The organism is Paenibacillus sp. 2003 (assembly GCF_031455635.1).
Lineage (GTDB): Bacteria > Bacillota > Bacilli > Paenibacillales > Paenibacillaceae > Paenibacillus > Paenibacillus amylolyticus_B.
On the sequence record NZ_JAVDTB010000003.1, the window covers coordinates 437,362 to 461,764 of the forward strand.

At 48.2% G+C, this 24,403-nt stretch carries 21 protein-coding genes; 20 read left to right on the top strand and 1 reads right to left on the bottom strand.

Annotation, left to right across the window (positions count from 1 at the left end; all coding sequences use genetic code 11):
• The first annotated feature begins 242 nt into the window (after positions 1-242).
• Positions 243-2,093 carry a DUF4127 family protein gene (locus J2X75_RS17385; RefSeq protein WP_310338239.1) on the top strand — a complete coding sequence of 617 codons (1,851 nt, stop codon included), beginning with the start codon at positions 243-245 and terminating at the stop codon, positions 2,091-2,093.
• Between the two features lie 4 nt (positions 2,094-2,097).
• On the opposite strand, the gene J2X75_RS17390 is transcribed toward J2X75_RS17385, so the two are convergent.
• A complete protein-coding gene (locus tag J2X75_RS17390) occupies positions 2,098-2,442 on the bottom strand; it encodes a DUF3139 domain-containing protein (RefSeq protein WP_310338243.1) in 345 nt (114 codons plus the stop codon).
• Positions 2,443-2,890: 448 nt separating this feature from the next.
• Here J2X75_RS17390 and J2X75_RS17395 point away from each other — a divergent pair, with 448 nt between their 5' ends.
• The 19 genes from J2X75_RS17395 to htpG all read left to right on the top strand — a co-directional run bounded on the left by J2X75_RS17395 (position 2,891) and on the right by htpG (position 23,887).
• The gene (locus J2X75_RS17395) at positions 2,891-3,814 is read left to right on the top strand and encodes a hypothetical protein (RefSeq protein ID WP_310338246.1); all 924 of its coding nucleotides are present in this window, start codon (positions 2,891-2,893) and stop codon (positions 3,812-3,814) included.
• A 194-nt stretch (positions 3,815-4,008) separates the two neighbouring features.
• Complete coding sequence (locus J2X75_RS17400; RefSeq protein WP_310338249.1) at positions 4,009-4,209, top strand: YqzN/YkzM domain-containing protein; 201 nt, start codon at positions 4,009-4,011, stop codon at positions 4,207-4,209.
• The gene (locus tag J2X75_RS17405; protein ID WP_310338252.1) at positions 4,209-5,672 is read left to right on the top strand and encodes a phage tail sheath subtilisin-like domain-containing protein; all 1,464 of its coding nucleotides are present in this window, start codon (positions 4,209-4,211) and stop codon (positions 5,670-5,672) included. The genes J2X75_RS17400 and J2X75_RS17405 overlap by 1 nt, the downstream gene beginning before the upstream one ends.
• 150 nt (positions 5,673-5,822) lie before the next feature.
• Positions 5,823-6,230: a phage tail tube protein gene (locus tag J2X75_RS17410; RefSeq protein ID WP_124117078.1), complete on the top strand. Its 408-nt coding sequence runs from the start codon at positions 5,823-5,825 to the stop codon at positions 6,228-6,230.
• A gap of 168 nt (positions 6,231-6,398) precedes the next feature.
• Entirely contained in the window at positions 6,399-6,833 is a 435-nt protein-coding gene (locus J2X75_RS17415) for a phage tail assembly chaperone (RefSeq protein WP_017690174.1), read from the top strand.
• 183 nt (positions 6,834-7,016) lie between these two features.
• Positions 7,017-8,759, top strand: a complete 1,743-nt coding sequence (locus J2X75_RS17420) for a hypothetical protein (protein ID WP_310338259.1) — start codon at positions 7,017-7,019, stop codon at positions 8,757-8,759.
• 56 nt (positions 8,760-8,815) lie between these two features.
• On the top strand, positions 8,816-9,448 hold the full coding sequence (locus J2X75_RS17425; RefSeq protein WP_253509411.1) for a LysM peptidoglycan-binding domain-containing protein: 633 nt from the start codon (positions 8,816-8,818) through the stop codon (positions 9,446-9,448).
• Positions 9,445-10,431, top strand: a complete 987-nt coding sequence (locus J2X75_RS17430; protein ID WP_310338261.1) for an XkdQ/YqbQ family protein — start codon at positions 9,445-9,447, stop codon at positions 10,429-10,431. Before J2X75_RS17425 ends, J2X75_RS17430 begins: the two co-directional genes overlap by 4 nt.
• A complete protein-coding gene (locus tag J2X75_RS17435; RefSeq protein WP_145146389.1) occupies positions 10,424-10,834 on the top strand; it encodes a hypothetical protein in 411 nt (136 codons plus the stop codon). Before J2X75_RS17430 ends, J2X75_RS17435 begins: the two co-directional genes overlap by 8 nt.
• Positions 10,827-11,282, top strand: a complete 456-nt coding sequence (locus tag J2X75_RS17440) for a DUF2634 domain-containing protein (protein ID WP_310338264.1) — start codon at positions 10,827-10,829, stop codon at positions 11,280-11,282. Before J2X75_RS17435 ends, J2X75_RS17440 begins: the two co-directional genes overlap by 8 nt.
• 4 nt (positions 11,283-11,286) lie before the next feature.
• A complete protein-coding gene (locus J2X75_RS17445; protein WP_310338266.1) occupies positions 11,287-12,426 on the top strand; it encodes a baseplate J/gp47 family protein in 1,140 nt (379 codons plus the stop codon).
• 137 nt (positions 12,427-12,563) lie between these two features.
• Positions 12,564-13,154, top strand: a complete 591-nt coding sequence (locus tag J2X75_RS17450; protein WP_310338269.1) for a YmfQ family protein — start codon at positions 12,564-12,566, stop codon at positions 13,152-13,154.
• Positions 13,154-14,392, top strand: coding sequence for a pyocin knob domain-containing protein (locus J2X75_RS17455; protein WP_310338273.1), 1,239 nt, complete (start codon positions 13,154-13,156; stop codon positions 14,390-14,392). The genes J2X75_RS17450 and J2X75_RS17455 overlap by 1 nt, the downstream gene beginning before the upstream one ends.
• 353 nt (positions 14,393-14,745) lie before the next feature.
• The gene (locus J2X75_RS17460) at positions 14,746-15,246 is read left to right on the top strand and encodes a phage holin family protein (RefSeq protein ID WP_310338275.1); all 501 of its coding nucleotides are present in this window, start codon (positions 14,746-14,748) and stop codon (positions 15,244-15,246) included.
• Between the two features lie 378 nt (positions 15,247-15,624).
• Positions 15,625-16,572 (top strand): glycoside hydrolase family 25 protein, encoded by a 948-nt coding sequence (locus J2X75_RS17465; protein WP_310338277.1) that lies wholly within the window; start codon positions 15,625-15,627, stop codon positions 16,570-16,572.
• 917 nt (positions 16,573-17,489) lie between these two features.
• A complete protein-coding gene (locus J2X75_RS17470; protein WP_310338544.1) occupies positions 17,490-19,136 on the top strand; it encodes an ABC transporter substrate-binding protein in 1,647 nt (548 codons plus the stop codon).
• Between the two features lie 199 nt (positions 19,137-19,335).
• Entirely contained in the window at positions 19,336-20,340 is a 1,005-nt protein-coding gene (locus J2X75_RS17475) for an ABC transporter permease (RefSeq protein WP_249911555.1), read from the top strand.
• A gap of 36 nt (positions 20,341-20,376) precedes the next feature.
• Positions 20,377-21,276: a nickel transporter permease gene (nikC, locus tag J2X75_RS17480; RefSeq protein WP_124117053.1), complete on the top strand. Its 900-nt coding sequence runs from the start codon at positions 20,377-20,379 to the stop codon at positions 21,274-21,276.
• A gap of 730 nt (positions 21,277-22,006) precedes the next feature.
• Complete coding sequence (gene htpG, locus J2X75_RS17485; RefSeq protein ID WP_307539096.1) at positions 22,007-23,887, top strand: molecular chaperone HtpG; 1,881 nt, start codon at positions 22,007-22,009, stop codon at positions 23,885-23,887.
• Positions 23,888-24,403 lie beyond the last annotated feature (516 nt).

The following is a 24,403-nucleotide window of genomic DNA, read 5'->3' on the forward strand; positions in this document are numbered from 1 at the left end:
CGAAAAATCGGCATTTAACCGCCATAGAGACGACTACATTCAGGCGTAACTCATCCCGATTACCATCAGCGCGAGGGGGCAAAGGCGGTAAAATGGTATTATCGGATCAGCAGCAAGGAAGACACACCGACAGCTCATACGCTAACGTACAGCCGGCCAGGGGGCTGGTTTTTAATTCGGTGATTGCATCCTTGCCCTGATCGGGTATTAAAGACTAAACAGATAACAGGAGGCTACGTGATATGAAAACAGTATTGTATGTTCCACTGGATGATCGTCCAGCGAATCTGGATGATGTGATTGTGCAAGGGAAAGCAGCCGGTATCCATATCGTTACACCGAACCTGAGTGATATTAAGAATCGTCTGGACTCGGAGAAAACCGTAGATGGCACAACGCTGCTCGGCACCTCTACGCCGGTTTATGGCAAACCGTCCAAGATTCATGACTTTATTCTGAAACATGCTGCCAAAGTCGACGGATTTATTATCTCATCCGATATGCTCGCATATGGCGGCCTGATTGGCAGTCGTCAACTCCGCGAAGATGGAGGAGGCGCCTATCCAGAATACGATAATGAGACCACGCGTTTGCTGGATGTGATCCGCGTGATCAAGCAAAAATATCCACGCAAACCCGTATTTGTAATGGATACCATCATGCGTTTGGCTACAACCTCGTTTGCAGATGGCTTGGCGCTTGATGCATATAATGAGTCCCGTGCGTTGATGCAGCAGCCACGTCAGACATACACCGAGTTTGAGGATATTATCAAAGGTTATAACCTGTCCCCGGATGGAGTGGAATATGGGACAACGACCTATTTTGATAAAGAACAGTATTACAATACAAGACAGCATAAGTTCAAAACAAATCTGTACATTCTGGATCAACTGGCTCGCACAGGTTATATCGATTTCCTTGCAGTTGGTGTTGACGATGCTAACACCCAGGGGGTTCAGATCAATGAAATCAAATATGTAGAAGCGCGGATCAATGAATGGCTGGGTGGAACCAATGGACAAAATCCGGATCGTGCTATCATCTTGCCGGATGCAGATGGTCTGGGGCACGCTTTGGTTGCTCGCATGGCAAACCAGTTGTTCCGAGGCGGGGCGAGGACACGTTACGCAGTGAAATATTTTGGTCCTCACGGCAATTCCATCATTAACACGTATGAATACATGGATGTACACGAGAATGTGGTTCGTCATGTGGATATTGTAGGTGGTGTGCTTGTAGCGGATTCGGCATATCCTGAACCGGATGTGGTGACGGATGTGGGTGCTGGCTTGGAAAATGAACAGCTAGTGGCTGTAGCAGCCGATCAAGTTGTCCCGTTTGACATGACCTCCGAACTGGATCGTATGACGAAGGGTCACCCAGGTAATTCCGGGGAGAACACGGGCATCGACATTGAGATTATCGCCATTACTGCTCTGGATCAGGTGCAGGCTGCGTTGGAGCAATTGACACTGAATAGTGAGCAAGGTCTGCCTTCGGTGTTGATTGATTTTGTGGGTAAAGGGCCAGCCAATGTTGATGTTGCTGAAGCGTTGCTAAACAGTCCATATACCGGACGGGTTCTGGGATACAGTGCCTGGAATACGCCGGGCAACAAAATCGGTATTGCCGTAGGCATGGGGCAGTCGAGGTACGCATTGATCACAACAGAGAAGCATGAGCACAAGTTGCGAGATGCGATGAACGCGCATGGCTCGTTGTTGTTTAAGCGTTTCCTGAAGGATTATTACTACAAAGCGGTAGCGATTGCGGACATCCGCACGTATTCCCGAGCCCATGCGCTGTATACCAACGTAGCTACCCTTTCGGATCAAAATATGTTGCTGTTCAACTCAGAGGAAGACTATGCCCATTTGCAAACATTGCTCCGTGATCTGATGCAAACTTATACCACCGCGCTTGCGAATAAGACAGCCTTCCAGACAGGCAATGTGGCGATTAAGCAGATCTGTAATGACGAATTGTCCTATGCCACGTATGGCAGTGCGCTGTTGGAATATGCGAATCCCGATTTCATCTGGGGCCGTGCATTTGAGATTACGTTGAACCCGCAGGTTACGCTGAACTAAACTGTTATCTCACCATGGGCTCCTCATGTTTGGGATCATCACTGGTATGACTGTACTGCTTAATCTCGCCGTTGTTAAAAATGATATATTGATACTTCGCTTCGAGTTCATCCGCGAATGTTACTGAGGCACCGTAAGGTGCTTCTGAACTTTTTGAAGAGTAAGTACCTTTTACGTCGATAAGCTGCTCGGGTGAATAACCTTTTTGTTCAATCAGGTAAGTGGTTATCTGTTGTCCAGCATCATTTATCTTAAGCGGATTACCAAACAGTCCCAAGTAGGCCCAGCAAGATATCCCGAGTATAAATGCTAAGATGACAAGTGAAGTGATCTTGAATGTTTTACTCATAGGTATTCCTCTCTCTTTTAAGTAAGCGACAACGAATTTGATAATGAAATATTAATATATTTGGATAAATTTATCAATTCATCAATTCATTGATCTTAATCTTAATGCTTACTTAGGTATCCTTTAAAATGATGATTCCAGAATCGTCTTTTTTCCACCCGAATGACTCCCTTAATCGCACCGAAGTCGTACGGAACACCATCCGCGCTAGGGATAAAAGGGTGTAAGATTGTATTATCGGATCAATAACAAGGGACACACCGAAAGCACATACGCTAATGTACAGACCGGCCAAATGGCCGGTCTTTTTGATGCGGTGAATGTAGTCCCGGTACTGGTTCGGTCGGAACACAGACTCTGAGTTAAAAGGGGGAGTCTACTGCTGCTGCACTGTCGCTGCATCGTGTGGGCAGATCTCAAACTTGCAGCCAAAGGGGGCGAAATGAATGTGTCTATAAGAAATGAAATTAGCACTGCCGTGAGCACCAGTAAAATGAGTACGCTCATTAAAAAAACGCTGAAACAGAAGCTCGCTGTACTTGTTCCAGATTGGGACGGTCGTGTGCTGGATGCACCTGCGTCAGGCGAAGTGTTGGCTGGGCCTTGTGCCGTGGTTGCGTTTGCGGAAGAGGTGCCGAAGTCTGCCTGGGCGGGATATCGACGGATTATTAAAATCTCACCATACGCTCGTCCGGAAGATGGTGGCGCTGAACAAGTGGAAGCTTGGTCAGCCCTTCTAATCAATGGGTTGCACCAGGTAAGGCTGGTGGATGAATCAGGTGGCGCATTCACATGTATCTATCTGGGTTCTTCAGATAGTGACCGGGTGGATGCAGGGTCTGGCATGCTTACACGCAGTCTCCGGTTTGGGGTGTATGTTCCCGAAGACTCGGGAGCTGTCCTCGCTAAAACAGGCGACGCGTGGTTAGCTGCGCTTCAAGGCTGGACACTGCAGGAGCTTGGCTCGAACTGGTCGGTATATGGGGATGTCTGGCCCGGTGGATACGATATGCCGTCTGTATTGTGGCGATTGGCTGGATGCAGCACGTCTGTGGCGGGCACTTCAGCATTGGAGGTACGACAACAGTGGATTGGGCATGTGCTCACCGATCATCCAGTGCTAACACGCCAGACCGTTACCCGGTTGGCCCGACAACTTGCAGTGCAATCTCGTCTTGCCATCACTGAAACGGGTGGCGAAGAGCAAGAAGGTAACACGCGATATATCACAGTGGATGAAGTCACAGCAGATTTACAGGCAGATGCCTATCTGAACGGACAGATTCGTCTGACACTACAGCAGCGGATTCGTCGTCCGGGTACAAATGTGCCTTTGATTCGTGAGATTCACCATAGCAAAGGGATGGAATAGATGTTGAGCCCAGAGGAACCGTCTATTAAAGGTGGTTCCAGATGATTTAGATTGAGAATATAGCTTTGAGATGATAGATGTAGCATCAACATTATAGCTTCAAATTCATAGGTTCATAGGGTCGAAAATTCATAGGTTACGCTTAAAGATCAATGTCACGAAATTAGTAGTCCAACAAATGAGGTGAGATGGCAATGGCAAGCTCAGTGAAAAAAAGTAAACAGACAGCCCCGCGGTATACACGGGCTGAACTGATGAATCATGCAGAAGCCCTCTTTGCCGTTAAGGCAGAGGTGCTGTACGGTGCGCTGTACGAAGCGGCGCAAGAGACGTTTTCCATAGAAGAAACGCAAGAACGAATTAACCAATTTATGAAAGCGAAGGTGAAGGAATAATGGCAGGTGGAACTTGGGAGCAAACAAATCGTCCGGTCCTTCCGGGCTTATATATGAATTTTCAGGCAGCAGCATCCTCGGCCATTCAAGCGGGTACGCGGGGGACGGTCGTTGTGCCAATCAAGGCCAACTGGGGTCCGGTAGGGACTTTTGTTGAGGTAGGGAGCGAAGCGGCGATTGAACGTATTTATGCGGCGAATGTGCTGGACAACGGTACGGCTTATACGTCCTTGAAGCTCGCCCTGTTGGGTGGGCCGAAGAAGTTGCTCGCTTATCGGGTAGCAAGTGCTGCGGCCAAAGTAGCTACGCTTACTTTGAAGGACAGCAGTGATGCCAATGTGCTGCAACTGGATGCGAAGTATCCGGGGGATCGTGCAAATGGATTCTACGTCACCATCCAGCCAGGTGTGATTGATAATACGAAACATGAAGTGCGCCTCTTTGAAGGTAACCGGATGTTGTATGCGCTCCTGACAGCGGATATTACAGCAGCTTCTTTGGCAAAAGAGATTAACGCGGATGAACAAAATGTCTGGGTAACGGCGCAGGCGATTGGCGATGGTACTGGCGTGGTTGCTACCGTTGCGGGTGCCGCATTCAAAGGCGGCGTAAGTGGCAACGGCGACCTGACCAATGCAGAGTACATTGCTGTACAGGGTGCGCTGGAAGGGGAGCAATTCGACGTCTTGGCTTTGGATCAGGCGGCAGATGCACCTCTGCTTGCGAGTTTTGCGGCATGGGTGAAACGTGTGCGTAGTGAAGGTAAACCGGTGGTGGCTGTATTTGGCGGTTCCGCAGCAGATGATACCTCTGCTACAGCAGCACAAAAAGCGGCAGCACGTTCGCTTACGCTCAACCATGAGGGTGTGATTAATGTCGGTACAGGCGTACGCCTTGGAGATGCATTCTACAGCTCCGCGGAGACGTCCGCCTATGTTGCGGGACTGATTGCAGGACAACGTCTGAACCAATCCACAACCTATGCAGCTACTCCGTTCGATGATGTGACACGTCGCTGGACACGTGCAGAACAGGAGCAGGCAGTACAGAATGGCGTATTTATTTTCTTCCATGATGGACGTCAGGTGAAAGCACTTCGCGGTGTAAACACACTGGTAACGCCAGCCGCTGGACAGAATAATGCTTGGAAAAAAATCCGTTCCATTCGTGTGTTGGACGCGATCAACACGGATTTGCAACGTTCCGCGGAAGATACGTATATCGGTAAAGTGAACAATACCGAAGAGGGTCGTCAGGCACTGATTAGTGCCATGAAGGCCTATTTGGCGTTGCTCGCACAGAGCAATGTGATTGAAGCTGACGGTTACGATGTCATTCTTGATCCGGCGTATTATGGTGCGGCACCAGTTCTCAAACCGGAAGCGGATCAGGTATTCCTGCAATGGAATGTAAAGCTGACGGATGTGATGGAGCAGTTGTTTGGTACATTTTACGTGCAATAAGGTTGTGTGGAAGAAAGAACTGTTTTTCTAGAATTATTACTATAAGTTGAACTGATGGTTTATACGATAACAGCGATCGGAAGATTGTTCTGACTGCGGAGTTATACCGTGTAATATTTATTAGTTCAACGAACCCAAGGAGGAAAATATATGTTGGATGCGTCAAGAGTAATTCTCGGTACCCATGGTCAGTTGCATATCGATGGTGTGTGGCAGACAAACATTAACAAGTTGGAAGCGAGTGTGGAGATTGAAAAGCGTGAGCTGAACCTGGTCGGTAACGACTGGAAGGTGCACAAAAACGGCGCAAAAAAAGGAACAGGCACGATGACGGGCTACAAAGTTACTTCCGATATGATCCAGCGCGGTTTCACCAAATTCGAGATTATTTCCAAGCTGAACGATCCTGAATCGTATGGACATGAGAGTGTTTTGCTGAAAGGTTGCATGGTGGACAAAATCCAGCTTGCCAACTGGACAGCGGGTGAGGAAGTACCGGAGGAAACGGGCTTTACGTTTGAAGGATTTGAATTGCTGAATCCGATTGTGGCGAACTAAGCTTTGAAATAGACACGTTATTGGGCTAGTTTGCTCCAGCGTGGTTTCATAGTTACTTCATATATTATGACATCATTGTAGGCCGAGATGATCTCGGTCTCTTTGTTGTCTCTACAGGCTTGGAAGATGGCATAAATCATATGTGAAATAAGAAGGAGATAACGCCAGATGAGTATGAATGAAAATATGTCCGAAGAACAGATTTTGGATCAGTTGTTTGAAGCAGCAGAACGTTTGCCAGAGGAGAATGTGCGCATTCAGCGTCTGGATCTGCTGTTGACCTTGCGTGGACTGACGTCTTCTAAAGTAGATCACATTCGCGAACGCTGTACGATTCGTAAAACGACCAAAGGCCGCACCGAGGAAAAGGTGGACACCGAAACGTTTAACGCGCTGCTCATTTCTGAAGCAACCGTGAAATTAAAAGTCCGCAGCCTGGAATTGTCCGGCTGGGGAGACACCCGTATTACTGGCCGTATGAAGCTATCCGGTGGCGAACAGGCGGTACGTCGTATGTTGCTGGCTGGTGAATTGGATGCCGTAGGTGATAAAGTGCTGGAGCTGTCCGGCTTCGGTGTGGAGATTGAAGACCTAAAAAACTGATTCACTCCGGCGGGATGACCACGTTCCTGTATCACATGTGGGTGCGTCATCATCTCCGGCCCGGAGAGTTCTGGTCTTTGCCACGCGGGGAGCGCTCGCTGTTGATTGCGTTCTCGGAAGAGGAAATGTCAGCGATAACTTCGCAAATGAATCGATAACGAAATAGGGCAGGAGGTGAAAAAAATGGCAGAAATGATTGTAGGTCTATCCAAATCCAATGCGGAAATGCGGACAACCCTTCGTTATCTGGATCAGATCCAACGCTCAACCGAACGTCTGGGCAGAGTTCGTTATCAGAGTCTGATCAAGGTGAACAATGAATTGAGAACGACTGGACGCAGGTTGGAGCATATTTATAGTATGGCTGTGCGAATCAGCAGGCTGCGAATCACACCAACGATTGGGTTGATTGATAAGCTGAGTCCGGCACTGGATCTCGCATGGGCGAAACTGAACAGTTTCAGGGACCAGATGGTTACGGCTTCGGGAACAGTATCGCTTGAGGTTCGGCAGAAGATCGAAGTGGCAATGGGTAAAGGAGGGCCAACTGGCCCAACTATGGCTGTCATGATTCAAAATAACAAAAATATCACTAATGCTACGAAGGAAGAAGATCCTAAGAGTTGGTTGGATAAATGGATTTTTGACCCTGCCGACAAGATTAATAGTTTGTTTGATGTATTTAATAACGTTAAGGGAATATTTGATAAATTCAAAAAGAAAAAAGAAGAAAGTCCTGTACCAGATCCAACCAGAAGTCCAGCATCCAAATGCTGCTGTTGCACAGGTGGAAAGATGGGCAAGAACCGTAGAGTTCGTTCACCGAATGCGGATGGTGGTGGATCAGATCGTGGAAGACGAAATTACCGAAGTGGTGGAAGGTCTAGTAATCGTTCGAACCGGGGCCCATCGCCAGTACCCAATCCTGTACCTGATACTCCAACTCCTCCAGCCGATCGCAACCGTAATAGGGGAGGCGGTAGAAGAATACGAGGAAGCGGTAGATTAGGATTTGCGGATGGTGGATTGGGATCTTTAACCGACATGCTGGCTGGTAATGGATTGATGGATAATTTAAGTAGTGGCTTTGCCAAAGGAGCAAAAAGGTTGCTTGGACCCATCAGCATGCTTGCTGATGTAGCGAATGTAGCGACAGCACCTCCGGAAGAGCGTGGCCGAGCGGTGGGTTCGATGATAGGCGGCACAGCAGGTACTGCGATTGGTAGCGCCATCGGTAGCGTTCTTTTGCCTGGCATCGGGACATGGGTTGGTGGTGCAGTAGGTGGTTGGGCTGGAAGTGCAGCAGGCGGCTGGATTGGAGATAAAGCGAAGGATATTGGAAACTTTATGTCTAGTGCTACCGAGGGTGTAGGGGATGCTTTGTCGGGTGCAGCCGATTATGTCTCTGAGAAAACAAAAAAAATCACCGATGGCATATCCGGCTTCTTTGGATTTGGTTCTAAAAAAGAAGAAAAGACTGTCTCGGCAGCAACGGTGGCTGCACCGTCTCCAGTTGCAACAGGCCCGCAGATGGCACCTGCCTATATGCCACCGGCACTGACCATGACAGGCCCAACGGCTTATATGAACAGCAAAGTCGGTCAGCCTACATCTGCTGGATTCATGGGAACAAGCATGATGCAGAGCCAAGCGATGGCGCTTGGTAACGGTGCGCAGACGAATGGGAAATCGTCCACGATGACGGTACAGATATCTGAAGACCAGATGAGCAGTCTGTCCGGTTACTTGAAGGATTTCAAAATCGAAACTACCAATCAGATTGCGATCAATATTCCACCAGGTGCGGTGCAGGTGACCGTGCGCGAAAATGCGATTGATTATGACGCAGTTTCTCACCAGGTGGGGCAACGGATCTCTAACGAGTTCCGCCGTGCGATGCAAAATCGCAAAACAATTATGGCCTAAGCAGAAAGGAGGCCGCAGATATGTCAGTACTTGAAGATAAAGTTGGTCCTAACAAAATGTCATTTACGTTGAAGGACGGCAACACTCCATTTCAATTCCCAGTGAACCCTGAAGAAGTTAATATTTCCAGGTCTAAGGGATATGAAACGGTCAATATGTTGGAGCATGGCGAGTTTGATTTTGCACAAGGGGAGAAGGTGAAGGAGATCACCTTCTCTTCTTTTTTTCCCAAAAGATTTGATCCGTCCTATTGCATGGATGAAAAATCTTTTCTAGATCCACGTGTGGCGATGAATGTGCTGAACACCTTTCTGATCTCCAAAAAGCCGCTGCGTTTCATCATTTCAGAGACGGGCGTGAACGTGCCTGTTTTTATTGTTTCGCTTAATTCGAGCTTTCGTGGGGGGGAGACAGGGGATATTTATTTCGACCTGACCCTACGCACATGGCGGGATTCCAAGGTGGAAAAGGTGGGCTCTGCGGCATCCGGGAGCAAGTCAGGTTCTCGTACCGATTTGAAAAAAACCAGCAAGACCTACACTGTCAAATCTGGTGACTCCCTGTCCAAAATAGCAAAGCTGGAGCTGGGCAGCAGTTCCAAATGGAACGAGATCTACAAGCTCAACGCTAAGATCATCGGGAGTGATCCGAACCGGATCAAACCCGGGCAAAAGCTGGTGATGCCATGACCTATAAGGTTATTGTCGACGACAAATATGACATCACCAAGCTGGTGGAGACGATTACGCTGAAGGACTCGCTCGAGCAGATTGCATATCAGGCCAACATCCGGCTGGCGGTGTCTGCATCTTCCGGTCTGCCTTCGATTTCACCGGGTATGGCGGTGCGGATTAGTGGGGTTCCTTTTGGCGAAAAAACCATGGTTCATCTGCTGCATCCTGCGGTCATCTGGGAGGTGGAAAGCTCGAACAGCGGCACCAAGCGGCTGTCCCTCACGGTGTACGACCGGATGATTTATCTGGAAAAATCGGAGGACGAGTTCCTGCTTCCGAAGGACCAGACTGCTACGCAACGACTTAAAACCTACGCCAAAGAGTGGAAGATTCCATACGCTGCACTGCCGGAAACCAAGACCAAGCTGGGCAAAGCCGTGTATCGATCACAGACGATTTTTTCGATGATCTTTGCCGATCTGAAGGAAACGGCCAAGTCTGGTGGGGACATGTACCATCCACGGATGACACCCGGCGGGTTGCAGCTCTTTCAGGTGGGCAGTAACGCGAAGGTGTATGAACTTGATCGACTGATTGATCTGACCCAGATGCGCACACTCGAAGGGGCGGTTACCAAAGTTAAAGTGATGGCAGCGTCGGAGTCACCGAGTGGTAAAGAGGTCCCTTCCAAAGTGCTCGCGATTGAGCAGGATAATGTGGAAGAACTGGGCACATTGCAAAAGCTGGTCGAGGACGATCAGGTGAAATCGACAACTGCCGCGAAAAAACTGGCGAAAAGTCATCTGACGGGTATTCAGGAGACCTTTACGATATCCGCACCGGATATGAATACGATTCGCGCCGGGGATGCGGTGTTGTTAAAAGGACTGAAGCTGATCGTCATGTCGGTTAGCCGTGATCTGTCTGCCGGGCCTGGAACGATGACGTTGGAGCTGGGAACGGCTGAGCTGGTGAAAAGGAGGTATTACCTTGAATAAAGATGATCCGTATGGGCATTTTGCCGACGTCATGCGGGGTGCGATGAGTACACACTCTCGTCAGGCTGTGAGCGGGCTGGGAGCAGTACTGGGTACGATGACATCGTCCGGCGTGAAGCTGGATGATTTCAAGCACGAAGTGCAGGATTATCTCGTGGCCGAATTGCCGGGCACGCTTGGACTGCCGGAGCGCGAGGCTACTGGCGCGATTTCCGGTATATCTGACGTGGCAAACGGCGGAACGACGGGCACGGGACGGTTTCTTTTGCAAGAAGAGGAAGTGGAAGAAGCGGTGTGGTCTCTTGGTAAAGGATTAAAAGCGGGAGATCGAGTGCTGGCGATGCGGGTGAATGGCGGTAACGACATTGTGGTGCTGTGTAAGGTGGTGAGTGCGCATGCCTAGTTTGTTCCCGGAAACGGGTGTGGTATGGGGAGATGAGGAGGATCTGTCGGGGGCGGCTTCGGAAGAGGTAAGCTTTGGACGGAGCTGGCGATTCGATTACGATGCAGGGGATTTTGTATTGACCCCAAGTGGCAAAGTAGCCGCGGCGGATGCACATGAAGCCTGGGTGCAGTGGTGCATTAAGGCCGTGAAAACGCCAAGGTACAGACATGTGATTTACTCCCGGAACTATGGTTCGGAGCTGGAGGACCTGGTGGGGCAGGGTGACAGCCGGGGTGTGATGGAAAGTGAAATTAGCCGGATGGTGACGGAGACGTTACTGGCTGATCCACGCACGGATTCGGTAGACCAGTTTACGTTTGATTGGAATCGGGAGCAGTGCATGTTCTCGTGTCGGGTGGCAAGTGTGCAGGAAGAGATGTTTATTCTGGAAAGTGAGGTGATCTGACGGGATGGCTGAGATTCCGCGTTATTTGGAGGACCAGACGGAGGAACAGATTATGCAGCGCATGCTGGATCGTCTGCCCGCGGATCTGGATAAGTCGGAGGGTTCGTTCCTGTGGGATGCGGAGGCTCCGGTTGCGTTTATGCTGTCTGAAGCAGCTTTGTGGGCGCAGGAATTACTGCGGCGCGGGTTTGCAAGTACTGCTGCGAGCAGTGATCCGAATTTTCGTTCGGAAGAGCTGGATCTGCGGGCAGGAGAGCACGGCATCACGCGGCGAGCTGCGGTGGCGGCACAAGGTGCGGTGAAATTTGCGGGTACGCCGGGGAAAGTGGTGCCTGCGGGAACGGTCGTGGCTACACTCGCGGATGAAGTATCTGCTGAAGCTTCGCTCGAATATGAGACGGTGGGACGTGTGGAACTGGATGCCGAGGGCTTCGGGGTGGTAGGCGTGCGAGCGCTTGTTGCCGGAAAAGAAAGCAATGTGCCTGCTGGAACGGTAACGGTGCTGTCTACACCTGTAAGTGGTGTGACCTCTGTCACGAACGTTGTGGTGATCAAAGGCGGTGCAGATATTGAGGCAGATACAGCGCTGCTGGAACGCTTTTATGCCAAAGTGCGCAACCAAGGAACCAGTGGCAACAAAGCACAATATGTACAGTGGGCCAGTGAAGTGCCGGGAGTTGGTGCAACACGTGTTATTCCGTTATGGCAAGGCCCTGGCACGGTGGGATTGTATCTGTTGGACACGGAAAAACGTGCTGCGGGCACCGATCTGGTGGCGGCGGTACAGAAGTACGTTGACCCCACGCAAGATGGACAGGGTGAAGGCGTGGCACCGGCGGGGCCAGTGGTGTCCGTGATGCCAGCCGTGGAAGTGCCGATGAATATTCAGGTGAAACTGACGCTTGCCAGTGATGCGACACTCGCCGATGTTCGGGCATTGATCGAACGCGGGGTGACCGCGTATCTGAAGCAGTTGGCTTTTGCCGATCCACTCGTTCGTTACACCCGCATTGCCGCGATTCTGCTGGACATTCCGCCCATTATCGACTATTCGGAGCTTACCGTGAACGGTGTGAGTGACCAGAATATCGAGATGACCGCGAGCCAGGTGGCCGTGCTGGGGAAGGTGGATGTGCATGAGTAGTGTTGGGCAGATGGTGGATGAGAAAGTAGTTTGGGAGTGCGGAGGCCTAGGGAGATTGGGAGAAGTACGCCGATCTGAGTTAAAGCTGGTGAGCGAGACGTTTCATGATGATGTGCAAGGAAGGGAGGGGACAGGGCATGAGTGCTCCTTCTATTGTAGATGTTGGACTGACGAGTGAGAAAGGGCGGGAGTTGTTCTCGTATTTGCCAAGGTATTATGAGACTTCACGTGTCATGCAGGCCGATATGCAGGCCAAAGGCACCGAGATGGATATGCTGTATCAGGCGCTGGATGAAACATTGGATCAATCTTTTGTCCGTACAGCGACGTGGGGCCTGGATTTCTGGGAGCAGGAGCTTGGCATTGAGACAGATCATCTCAAACCCGTAGAACAGCGGCGTGCCGTGGTGGAATCGAAGCTGCGCGGGGCAGGAAAGTTCTCGGGCAGGCAGGTTGCGAATGTGGCTGAGGCGTATGCCGGGGGCAAGGTGGATGTAACTTTTCAGCCGGAAGCGTGGAGTTTTACGGTGAGCTTTGTGGACACGATGGGCATCCCGCCCAATATCGATGATCTCAAACGGGCGATTGAAGAACTGAAACCGGCCCATATGGCCGTGGAATATGAGTATCGCTATCTGATCTGGGACGATCTGGACAAGAAGCAGAAAACATGGGATGAACTGGACGCCGCGTCCTTGACGTGGAATGAACTGGAGGTGTGGGCGTAATGCCACAAGAAACAGATCGATTGAAATTACCTCTTCCCTTGGGGAACGAGAATGTGACCCGGGAGAGTATTAATGAAATTTTTGAAAAGATTGATGCAGGGGTGGCGTCACAGGCGGATTTGGATACGCTTCGTGAAGCGGTGAGTCAGATGGATATTCCCGATGCGTCTTTGACGCAGAAAGGGAAGGTGCAGTTGTCGAGTAAGACGGATGGAACGTCCGAGACGGTGGCTGCGACGGAGAAGGCGGTAAGGGATACGAGGGTTGCGGCTCAGGATACCGCTAAAGCTTATGTTGATGCGAAGACATGGCAGAAGTTCAAGCTTACTGCAGATGATGGTAGTAGTCAAAGATTATCAGATGGGGCCGATCTGGATTTTGTCACAGCAAATGGACAATATAATGGAGTCAACTTAGGGAACGCTCCAACACCTCAAAGTGTGAATGAATGGTGGTATATCGAGGTACAGCGCCATTCAATCAACACTAATTATGTTTTACAAAGGGCGAGTAGGCTTAACGGAACGTCTTATCAACCCACTCTTTACCAAAGGATTAAGCTGAATGGTATTTGGGGAGCTTGGAGTCCTGACGTTTTTCAATCTGGCGTTGATGCGAAACAAGGTATCGTGGATGCCATTAACGCCAAGGGCGGAAGTGCATCCACATCTGATTCATGGGCAACGTTAGCGGCTAAGATTCAGGTGATTCAAACGGGGGTGTATTCAGCCTCAATACCAGCTTTAAGTTATGCAGATGTTAATGTGCCAGCAAATCAAACTGCTTGGGTGCGAAACTTAGTAACGATCCCCGCTAATGTTAAGACGGTATCATTGGCGCCTGTATCGGGGTCAAGTCAATGGTCCTTGCGTATAAGTTCAAGCTACGGAGGGCAAATTTCATTTGCTTTAAAAGACGCAAACGGAGTTGTTTGGAAGCTGACACCATCTGCATGGGGAGGAGCAGCCCAAGGGGCTGTGTCTGTCTATGGAATGCAAATAGATTTAGTCGCAGGCACTGCCACTTCTTTATATTTAAGTGCTAAAGATAACTGGGCACTTAATGAAGTTACACCTGCTAATAATGTCGGTTCTATATCTGCTTATGGAGCAGAAGCAAAGCCTGCTGGTTTTGACAGTTCGCGCGATATGATTTTAGGAGTGTATGCTAATGCTGTATATAGCAGCATTTGGAATGCAGGTAGTTGGGGAACCAACATTCGATTGCTAACAACTTGATGACAACATACAGAGATAACTGAAAACAAAGGGGATATGGAAAGGTGTGACGTTGTGGGCAGATACCGGTTATACCGTCCTATCATTGTGATCGCACTCATTTTAATGTTTATTACAAGTCTAATTGCGGTGGTGCATGGTGAAAATGTGGAACTCGTTAACACTACAACATAAATGTAGGACAACAGAAGATCTAATAGGTAAGCCAATCCTAACACAAGGATTATACCTATGTAATAATAAGCATGTTGTGGTATTAGACATTAGAATATAGAGAGACGTAATGTTAGGAAGTGAACTTGTTGTCATGAAGTGAAAGTGAGCTCGTAAACCTTGTATAGAGAGGTGAAACCATGGAACGATGGGATACCCTATGGAAATGGGGAATTGCACTCATGAGCAGCTCAGTAACCTACTTCTTTGGAGGATGGTCGGGCGTACTCGGCGTACTACTCGTGTTCGTCATCCTCGATTACCTAACGGGCATCGCAGCAGCGGGTATGAGTGGCAAGTTAGAAAGTAATGTTGGCATGTTCGGCATCGCGCGAAAGGTATTTATATTTGCAATGGTATCGGTGGCTCATTTGGTGGACGGTGTTCTGGGAGACGGACATTTGTTCAGGGATGCGGTCGCCTTTTTTTATATCGCAAATGAGTTGTTGTCCATTATCGAAAACGGGGGCAAGTTGGGCGCTCCAATCCCGCCAGTGATCCGACAGGCAATTGAAGTGCTCAAGGGCAAAGGGGGAACCGGGGAACTCCCCGGTAACTTCTCCCCGAGTGCCAAAGATTCTTTTTCACAGGCAGATCCAGATGACATAGATTCACAGACAACAGAAGATAACGTTAAGTAGCGTTTAATATTGCGAGTATATAGTTATATTGAACGTTTGTTGATCACTATGAATGTCGGATTAAACAGAATTAATCTATAAATAAGCAAAGCTATATAAGGCCGCTAAACTTAACATTTTCACACAATAACGGAGAGGACAGAAAAAACCTGAAAAAGCGAAGCGGTCGCCTTTATCCCCGGATTTTCCCCTTTAGAAAAGGAAATAAAAAAATCTGGGGATAACAGCGATTGGAAGGTTATTCTGTCATCGGAGTGTCCGTGTGAACAAGGCTCAGTTCATTTCCAACACATCAAGGACACGCACACAAGCAACACCTGATCCAGCCGCATTAACTATATACAAACGGCAATTTGCCGCATAAAGGGTGTGAGAAACATGCAAACGAGAAGTTCGGGCAACACACAGGGCATTGACGTCTCCCGATACCAGGGCAATATTGACTGGGCGAAAGTGAAGGCAAGTGGCATGACATTTGTATTCATCAAGGCAACCGAGGGACAGACATATACCGATCCAAATTACCAGAAAAATGTAACCGGTGCACTGGCGGCGGGTATGCTGGTGGGAACGTACCATTTCTTCCGCGCGACATCTACCGATGGTGCCAAGGCAGAAGCGGCACATTACGCCAATACACTTAACAAAGTTGGAGGCGCCGAGGCATTACAACTGCCACCCGTCATGGACTACGAGAACAACCCCGGCAACCTGAGCAAAGCGCAGATGAATACAGTTGCCAAAGCTTTTTTAACCGAATTACAACGTCTGACAGGTGTAAAACCGATCATATACACGGGCAATTCATTTGCCGGGAATTTTGACACATCACTCAGTTCATACGATCTGTGGATCGCGCGTTACAGCAACACCCGTGTACCGGACGACCAGCCGGCATGGAAGCGTTGGACGTTCTGGCAGTATACGGATTCAGGCAAGGTGAATGGTATTAGTGGCAACGTGGATATGAATGAATTCGAGGGAACAGCGGCACAGCTCAGAGCAAGATACGCAGCAGCCACTCCAAAACCCCCGGAGCCATCCAATCCAACGAATCCAAGTAATCCGAATCCACCAACCGTACCACCGAAAGGGGGCGAACCGATGACAGCCGAAGAGAAAGCAGCGTTTGATGCGCTCAAATCCCAAGTCGACAAACTGCAGGCGCGTCAGCAAATGGAAGTTCCAGTATGGGCAAAGGCAGCTGTGGATGCAGCACTGGCATACGACACTAAAAATCCATTGTTCAGCATCGATAATGGGGCAAGTTATGATTTTTACCGTTTTATTACCGTGATGCATCGCAGAGGTTTGTTTAAAAAGTGAGCTGATTGTTAGCAAATTAATATGTTGATCTTATATAAATGTGGATTGAGTGGAGAAGGAACACGAGACGTTTTTTGTCGATCTGTGTTCCTTTTTTGTGTTTTGTGTAAGTAATATTAACGCATATAATAAAGTTGAAGACTTATGTCTGTAAATCTCTTGTCTAATTGATTAATGTGATGTAAAGTAAGTTACACGAAATTGTTTTTCACTACAGTTTATTTACACAATCCTCCTCATCATGACAAAACCATAACATAAGAAGTTATTGTAATGTCTCCCTGTTGTACAATCCAACATCTCAAGATGACTCGTTCATACATTTTACACATCCAATCTGCAAGAGAAAGCCACCGTAATTAAACAACTTACACATCCAAACAACCTAGCCTAGGTTGAGTTTCTTTCATCCGTATTGCAAACGATACCTAGTCCAGCTCCTACACTCCATACTCAAAATGACCCGCGACCGCTCAAGGAGCAGAATTTATTGGTACCCAGCAGCGTAGTATCCATATGCCCATCTGTATTTTTAATCTACCAACTTAAACTTGCTCTAACCAGTCCATACCCACTCGCTGTGGATTATTGACCTAAGTTCAAATAAAACGCAACAATTTCATTCAATTTCATAGATTCATCTTACAAGATACGTTGTTGAACCTTTTTCATTTTCGATAAAAGTAAACAAACCATGTCCTCACTCCTGTGCACGATGATCTGAAATTCACCTGTACCCATGCTGTTTTTACAGTTCATATACATGCCGTACTTTTCCCAGAACTTTAACTCAGGTATCGAAGGCATCTAAAGCCTTTTATATGATACATAGCACCAAACCGATTGCCAACATTGGAGATTATTCATGCCAGCATCACACACATTATGAGACAGGGAAGGGTGTTGTACGTATGCGAATGAGAAAAAAATGGATGTCCGGTGTTCTAACCATGGCCTTAAGTACCGTATTGGTGTTGTCCGGTTGCTCCAGTAACGAGAGTGGGGAGAATACGCCTGCTCCGGCGGAAGGAAGCGATCCTCCAACCGAAACGGTAGCACAGGATACGATGATTATGGGGCGTGGTGGGGATTCCGTAGCACTCGACCCGGCGATTGTAACAGACGGGGAGTCACTGAAGATTGGGCATCAGGTATTTGATTCATTGCTGGACTATAAGGAAGGCGGAACAGAGGTCGTTCCTGGACTCGCAGAGAGCTGGGAGATTTCGGCGGATGGGCTCAAGTATGTGTTTAAGCTGAAGTCCGGTGTGAAATTCCATGATGGAACTGACTTCAACGCAGAGGCTGTTGTGTTCAACTTCAACCGCTGGGGTGATCCAGCGAGTGAATATAAATTCGAGGGAGATTCCTTCGATTATTACGATTCCATGTTTGGTCCAGAGGACGGACGTGTGATCAAGGAAGTGAAGGCGACGGATGAAACTACGGTGGAGTTCACATTGAACCAGCCACAAGCGCCTTTCCTGCAAAATATTGCAATGACGCCATTTGGCATTGCCAGCCCAACCGCGATTCAGGAGAAAAAAGAAAACTTCAAGAGCGAGCCTGTGGGCACGGGCCCATTTGTATTCAAAGAGTGGAAGCGTAACGACTCCATCACCCTGGAGAAAAACGCGAACTACTGGAAAGAAGGACTACCGAAGCTGAACAAAGTAATCGTTCGTTCCATTCCGGATAATACCGCTCGCTTCAATGCCCTGCAAAACGGTGAGATTGATGTCATGGAAGACTTGAACCCGGACGATCTGTCCATCCTTGAAGGCAACAGCGAGTTGCAGAAGATTGAGCGTCCACCGTTCAACGTGGCGTATATCGGCTTTAACTTCAAGAAGAAACCATTTGATAATGTCAAAGTCAGACAAGCCCTCAACCATGCGGTGAACAAGCAGGCCCTTATTGATGCGTTCTTTGCTGGACAAGCTGAGCCTGCTGTTAACCCGATGCCGCCAACGCTGTGGGGGTACAACGATACCATTGAGGATTACCCATATGATCTGGAAAAAGCAAAAGCTCTATTGGCCGAAGCTGGCTTCCCTGACGGTTTGCCTGATCCGATAACCTTCTATGCGATGCCGGTATCCCGCCCGTATATGCCTGATGGCAAGAAGGTTGCGGAAGCGATCCAGGCCGATTTTGAGAAAATCGGAGTGACCGTCACCATCGAATCACCGGAGTGGGCAACGTATCTCGAAGATACAAAGGCCGGGGAGAAGGACGACATTTACATGCTCGGCTGGACAGGTGACAATGGTGACCCGGATAACTTCCTGTATACATTGCTGGATAAAGATGCCATTCCAAGCAACAACCGCAGTTATTATGTAAACGAAGAATTACACACATTGCTGACGGGTGCACAGAAAGAAACAGATCAGGAGAAACGTGCGGAGCTTTACAAACAAGCGCAGGAGATGATCAAGGAAGACGCACCATGGATTCCTCTGGTACACACGACGCCAATTCTGGCAGGTAAAGCCAACCTGAAAGGTTTCGTCCCTTCTCCACTGGGCACCGAATCCTATGCCGGTGCTTATTTTGAGTAAGCTGTAAGCTGAACTTATCCAATTCAGGATAACTGCGATCTGAAGATGGCACTGAGTGATTACGTTTTAATTCTTTCTTACAAAGCGCTGGTGAGACGAAATGCTTGGCAGAACCCACATCCGGACGTAACTATCCAAAGCATGCGTGTCTGCCGGCGCTTTTTATTTTGCACGATATGTCGAAGGCAGGTGAACAGGATTGAACAGCTATATTGTCAAACGTGTGCTTGTGTTGCTGCCCGTACTGCTGGGCATGACCCTGATTGTCTTTTCCATCATCCACGCCATTCCGGGTGACCCGGCTGAGACCATACTTGGGCAAAAGGCAACCGAACAATCCAAGCAGGCCCTTCGTGACCAGCTTGGTCTGGATAAACCCTGGTTCCAGCAATATTTCGCCTACTTGGGCGATTTGCTCAAAGGCGACCTGGGAACATCCATCCGCACCAAGGTGCCTATTGCCCAGGAAATTGTGCCTTATCTGACAGCAACCCTTGAATTAACGATGGCGAGTATGTTGTTTGCTGTCATTATTGGGGTGAATGCCGGGATTGTCAGTGCATGGAAGCACAACTCCTGGTTTGATTATTGTTGCATGGTTATTGCTTTGGTGGGTGTATCCATGCCAATCTTCTGGCTCGGTCTGATGGAACAATGGCTGTTTGCGAACAAGTTACAGTGGCTGCCGTCCATTGGGCGCATGAATGCACGTGATCCAGTGGAAGCCATTACGGGCTTGTATGTGCTGGATACGATGATTGCCGGACGCTGGGATCAGTTGTGGACCGTAACGAAACATTTGTTGCTCCCGAGTATTGCGCTCGGCACCATTCCAATGGCCGTTATTGCCCGGATGACCCGTTCCAGCATGCTGGAAGTGATGAGTTCCGATTACATTCGTACAGCGAAGGCGAAGGGACTGGGTCCGTTTTTTGTTGTATATGGACATGCCCTCAAAAATGCGTTTATTCCCGTACTCACGGTTATAGGCATCCAGACGGGTTCGTTGCTTGGGGGTGCAGTGCTGACCGAGACGATCTTCGCTTGGCCGGGCGTCGGACGTTATATATATGAAGCGATTAGTTCGCGGGACTATCCGGTGATCCAGAGTGGCATTCTGATCGTGGCGTTCTTTTTCGTGGTGATCAACCTGATTGTGGACTTGCTCTACGCCGTGTTTGATCCGCGGATTAGTTATAAATAGGATTCCATCATTCATATCCAGGAAAGGAGATACTGCATGGCCAAATTATCGACCAATACCGGACCATCCATTGACGCTGCGTCGGCGAGTACATCCGGTCCATGGCGGGAAGCGTGGAGAACGTTTCGGAAAAATCGGCTTGCGCTTGCAGGTCTGATTATTATCGTATTTTTTATCCTGTTGGCCTTCCTCGCGCCATACATTGCACCTTACGATTACAAGGAACAGGTGCTGGTGGATCGGCTTCAGGCTCCTTCGGCAGAGCATTGGTTTGGTACCGATGATCTGGGGCGTGATGTGTTTTCCAGAGTGCTGCATGGGGCGCGTATTTCCTTGTGGGTGGGCTTCTTCTCCGTCATTGGTTCCATTATTGCGGGTACGCTGCTTGGTCTGATTGCCGGGTTTTATGGAAAATGGGCGGACATGCTCATCTCGCGTCTATTTGATATCTTGCTCGCCTTTCCGGGGATATTACTGGCCATCGCCATTGTAGCGATATTAGGCCCGTCGTTGCAAAATGCACTGCTCGCCATCGCCATCGTGAACATCCCGACCTACGGAAGGCTGGTGCGTTCACGGGTACTCAGCTTGAGACAGGAGGAATTCATTACGTCGGCACGGACACTTGGAGCGGGCAATGGGCGAATCTTGTTTCGCCACATCTTGCCCAATAGCCTTACTCCGCTGATCGTGCAAGGTACATTGGGAATTGGAACGGCGATCATCGAAGCTGCTGCACTCGGATTTCTGGGCATGGGCGCGCAACCACCCGATCCCGAATGGGGTAAAATGCTGTCGGACTCCCGTCAGTTTATACAAAAAGCACCGTGGACACTGATTTTCCCCGGCGTTTCCATTATGTTGACCGTTCTCGGCTTCAACCTCATGGGCGATGGCCTGCGCGATACCCTTGATCCGAAAATGGCGAAAAAGTAGAAGTTTCTAATTCTAACCGTAATTGTTTCTTCTATGCCGGTTCGAACTTTGGTTCGAGGCGGCTTTTGTTTTACCTGCGGGATTACGTTAAAATGATTGGTGATGTGCAAAAGTAGAAGGGTTATTCGATCTTTTTGTTAAAATAACCGCCTGCGTATTGACACCCAATTTTCCCATATGTTATATAAAAGGAAGGGTTTAGCACTCCGATCATTAGAGTGCTAACAAATGATGTTTTTACTACACGACTACATATGGAATGATTCTGTTTTTGAAAATAGAGATTGAACCTGGGTAGGAGATACGAAGCCAAGGTGCGCAACAGAATCTGAAGAAGCGAAATGTTTGCTTAATCAACAGACTTCATTTAAATAGAAGGCTCTAATCCTCAAACAAGTTCCTGATCAGATGCAAAAGTAGTGCAGGGGACGAAATCGATTTGGAGGAAGCGAAGCGTTCGCCTTTATCACCGGATTTCTCCCATTTAAAAAAGGGAATCAAAGAAATACGGGGATAACAGCGATTCGAAAAACGATTCGTAACCGGAACGGCTATATTGCAGAACATCATACATTTTGAAGATTAGCCAATCTATTGGATCTGATGATCAAGCGTTTAAGCTTCGAATGATTTTCCGGCACCCGTAAGTTTTGTATGAAAAACTCAAGGATCTACTTTCTATTTTCAATCAAATCATTCGATATCCAATTTGAAAGGAGTCCAACCACTCATGGCTAAAAAAGAATTCCAGGCTGAATCCAAACGTTTGCTGGATATGATGATCAACTCCATTTACACCCAAAGAGAAATCTTTTTGAGAGAATTGATCTCCAACTCCAGTGACGCCATTGATAAAATTTATTACAGAGCACTGACAGACGATACGCTCGTTTTCAACAAAGAGGACTACTTCATCAAGCTCACGATCGACAAAGAGAATCGCACGCTCACACTGACGGATACCGGAATCGGGATGACGCAGGAAGAGCTGGAGAACAACCTGGGGGTTATCGCGAAGAGTGGTTCCCTGGCGTTCAAGAAGGAAAATGAAGCTAAAGACGGCCACAACATCATTGGACAATTTGGGGTTGGTTTCTACTCTGCATTTATGGTTGCGGACAAGCTGACCGTAACAAGTAAAACGCTGGGCAGCGACGAGGCTTGGAAATGGGAGTCCGAAGGCGCGGATGGTTACACGATCACACCAGCTGAGAAAGATTCCGTAGGTACAGAGATCGTGCTGACGATCAAAGAAAATACCGAAGAAGATTCGTATGACGAGTTTTTGGAAGAGTACCGCCTGAGATCCATCATCAAGAAATACTCTGACTTCATTCGCTACCCGATCAAGATGGATGTAACGGGTCAACGTCCGAAAGAGGGCACGGAGAACGAGTTCGAGGAATACCAAGAAGAACAAACCGTGAACAGCATGGTGCCGATCTGGCGTAAAAATAAAAGCGAACTGACCGAAGAAGATTACAATAACTTCTATATGGAAAAACGCTACGGTTTTGACAAACCGCTTAAACACCTGCACATCAGCGCAGATGGCGCTGTGGTATACAATGCAATCCTGTTTATCCCGGAGAACACGCCGTTTGACTACTACACGAAAGAGTATGAAAAAGGCCTTGAACTCTACTCCAACGGTGTATTGATCATGGATAAATGCGGGGATCTGTTGCCAGATTACTTTGGATTTGTCAAAGGTATGGTGGATTCCGAAGACCTGTCCCTGAACATCTCCCGTGAGATGTTGCAACATGACCGTCAGCTTAGCCTGATCGCGAAGAACATTAAGAACAAAATCAAGAGCCAACTGCAAAGCCTGTTGAAGGACGAGCGTGAGAACTACGAGAAGTTCTACCAAGCGTTTGGTCGTCAATTGAAATATGGTGTATACAGCGACTATGGTGTGAATAAGGATACATTGCAGGATCTGCTGTTGTTCACGTCTTCCAAAGAGAGCAAACTCGTGAGTCTGGACGAGTACGTCTCCAGAATGCCGGAAGATCAGAAGTATATCTACTATGCATCTGGTGAATCGATTAGCCGTATTGAGAAGCTGCCACAGATCGAGGGTGTTCTTGAGAAAGGGTACGAAGTATTGTACTTTACCGATGACATCGACGAGTTCGCAATCAAGATGATCACGAACTACAAGGAGAAAGAATTCAAATCCATCTCCAGTGGTGACCTGGGTATTGAAGATAACGCGGACAAAGAAGAAACGGACGCTCAGGACAACGACAACAAAGAGTTGTTTGAAGCAATGCAAGCTCAATTGGCTGGTAAAGTCAAAGCGGTTAAAGCTTCCAAACGCCTCAGAAGCCATCCGGTATGTTTGTCCACCGAAGGTGAATTGACGATTGAAATGGAGAAAATCCTGAAAGCTATGCCGAACAGCGAAAACGTACAAGCCGACAAAGTGCTGGAAATCAACGTGAATCACGATGTTTTCAAATCGTTGAAAGACGCTTTCGCGCAGGATCAGGAAAAACTGAACCTCTACACAAGCTTGTTGTACCATCAGGCATTGCTAATTGAGGGACTGCCAATTCAAGATCCAGTAGAGTTCACTAACGATATCTGTAAGGTTATGGTGTAATACCTTTGCACCCACCATCTCTACCCCGACAGGGCGTTTCAGTCCTGTCGGTTTTTTTGTTTTTACCCACAACGGGGAGGGCGCGGGGGAGGCAGACCATCATTGTAGTGATGGATGAACATTTTAATGGGATTTTTTAGCCTTTCAAAGTATTGAAGAATTCCCCCTTTATAGGGAATGTAACGTCATTTATATTGGGAGTGAATCAAACAGCGAAGTAGTGAAGGGGACGGAATCGATTCTGAAGAAGCGAAGCGTTCGCCTTTATTCCCGAATTTCTCCCTATTTAAAGGGAATCAAAGAAATTTGGGAATAACAGCGATCATAAGAACGATCCGTAACCGTAACGGCCACACAAACTGTATAAGTCACTTTTTTCATCATAAGTCACATTAGTGAAAGTTCAATATGAATCATTGTCATTTAGATGCACGGATGATAGTCTGGCAGGGTATAATAAGAGAAGATGACTGTTCATTACAAGATGATGTAAGAAGAGATGACAATCGCAGACAG

What these genes read in the sequence shown, in the direction of transcription:
- J2X75_RS17455 (WP_310338273.1), top strand. Translation starts at nt 13,154, where the DNA reads ATGCCACAAGAAACAGATCGATTGAAATTACCTCTTCCCTTGGGGAAC.
- J2X75_RS17445 (WP_310338266.1), top strand. Translation starts at nt 11,287, where the DNA reads ATGGCTGAGATTCCGCGTTATTTGGAGGACCAGACGGAGGAACAGATT.
- J2X75_RS17410 (WP_124117078.1), top strand. Translation starts at nt 5,823, where the DNA reads ATGTTGGATGCGTCAAGAGTAATTCTCGGTACCCATGGTCAGTTGCAT.
- J2X75_RS17460 (WP_310338275.1), top strand. Translation starts at nt 14,746, where the DNA reads ATGGAACGATGGGATACCCTATGGAAATGGGGAATTGCACTCATGAGC.
- J2X75_RS17450 (WP_310338269.1), top strand. Translation starts at nt 12,564, where the DNA reads ATGAGTGCTCCTTCTATTGTAGATGTTGGACTGACGAGTGAGAAAGGG.
- J2X75_RS17440 (WP_310338264.1), top strand. Translation starts at nt 10,827, where the DNA reads ATGCCTAGTTTGTTCCCGGAAACGGGTGTGGTATGGGGAGATGAGGAG.
- J2X75_RS17470 (WP_310338544.1), top strand. Translation starts at nt 17,490, where the DNA reads ATGAGAAAAAAATGGATGTCCGGTGTTCTAACCATGGCCTTAAGTACC.
- htpG (WP_307539096.1), top strand. Translation starts at nt 22,007, where the DNA reads ATGGCTAAAAAAGAATTCCAGGCTGAATCCAAACGTTTGCTGGATATG.
- nikC (WP_124117053.1), top strand. Translation starts at nt 20,377, where the DNA reads ATGGCCAAATTATCGACCAATACCGGACCATCCATTGACGCTGCGTCG.
- J2X75_RS17425 (WP_253509411.1), top strand. Translation starts at nt 8,816, where the DNA reads ATGTCATTTACGTTGAAGGACGGCAACACTCCATTTCAATTCCCAGTG.
- J2X75_RS17420 (WP_310338259.1), top strand. Translation starts at nt 7,017, where the DNA reads ATGGCAGAAATGATTGTAGGTCTATCCAAATCCAATGCGGAAATGCGG.
- J2X75_RS17385 (WP_310338239.1), top strand. Translation starts at nt 243, where the DNA reads ATGAAAACAGTATTGTATGTTCCACTGGATGATCGTCCAGCGAATCTG.
- J2X75_RS17405 (WP_310338252.1), top strand. Translation starts at nt 4,209, where the DNA reads ATGGCAGGTGGAACTTGGGAGCAAACAAATCGTCCGGTCCTTCCGGGC.
- J2X75_RS17430 (WP_310338261.1), top strand. Translation starts at nt 9,445, where the DNA reads ATGACCTATAAGGTTATTGTCGACGACAAATATGACATCACCAAGCTG.
- J2X75_RS17390 (WP_310338243.1), bottom strand. Translation starts at nt 2,442, where the DNA reads ATGAGTAAAACATTCAAGATCACTTCACTTGTCATCTTAGCATTTATA.
- J2X75_RS17465 (WP_310338277.1), top strand. Translation starts at nt 15,625, where the DNA reads ATGCAAACGAGAAGTTCGGGCAACACACAGGGCATTGACGTCTCCCGA.
- J2X75_RS17415 (WP_017690174.1), top strand. Translation starts at nt 6,399, where the DNA reads ATGAGTATGAATGAAAATATGTCCGAAGAACAGATTTTGGATCAGTTG.
- J2X75_RS17400 (WP_310338249.1), top strand. Translation starts at nt 4,009, where the DNA reads ATGGCAAGCTCAGTGAAAAAAAGTAAACAGACAGCCCCGCGGTATACA.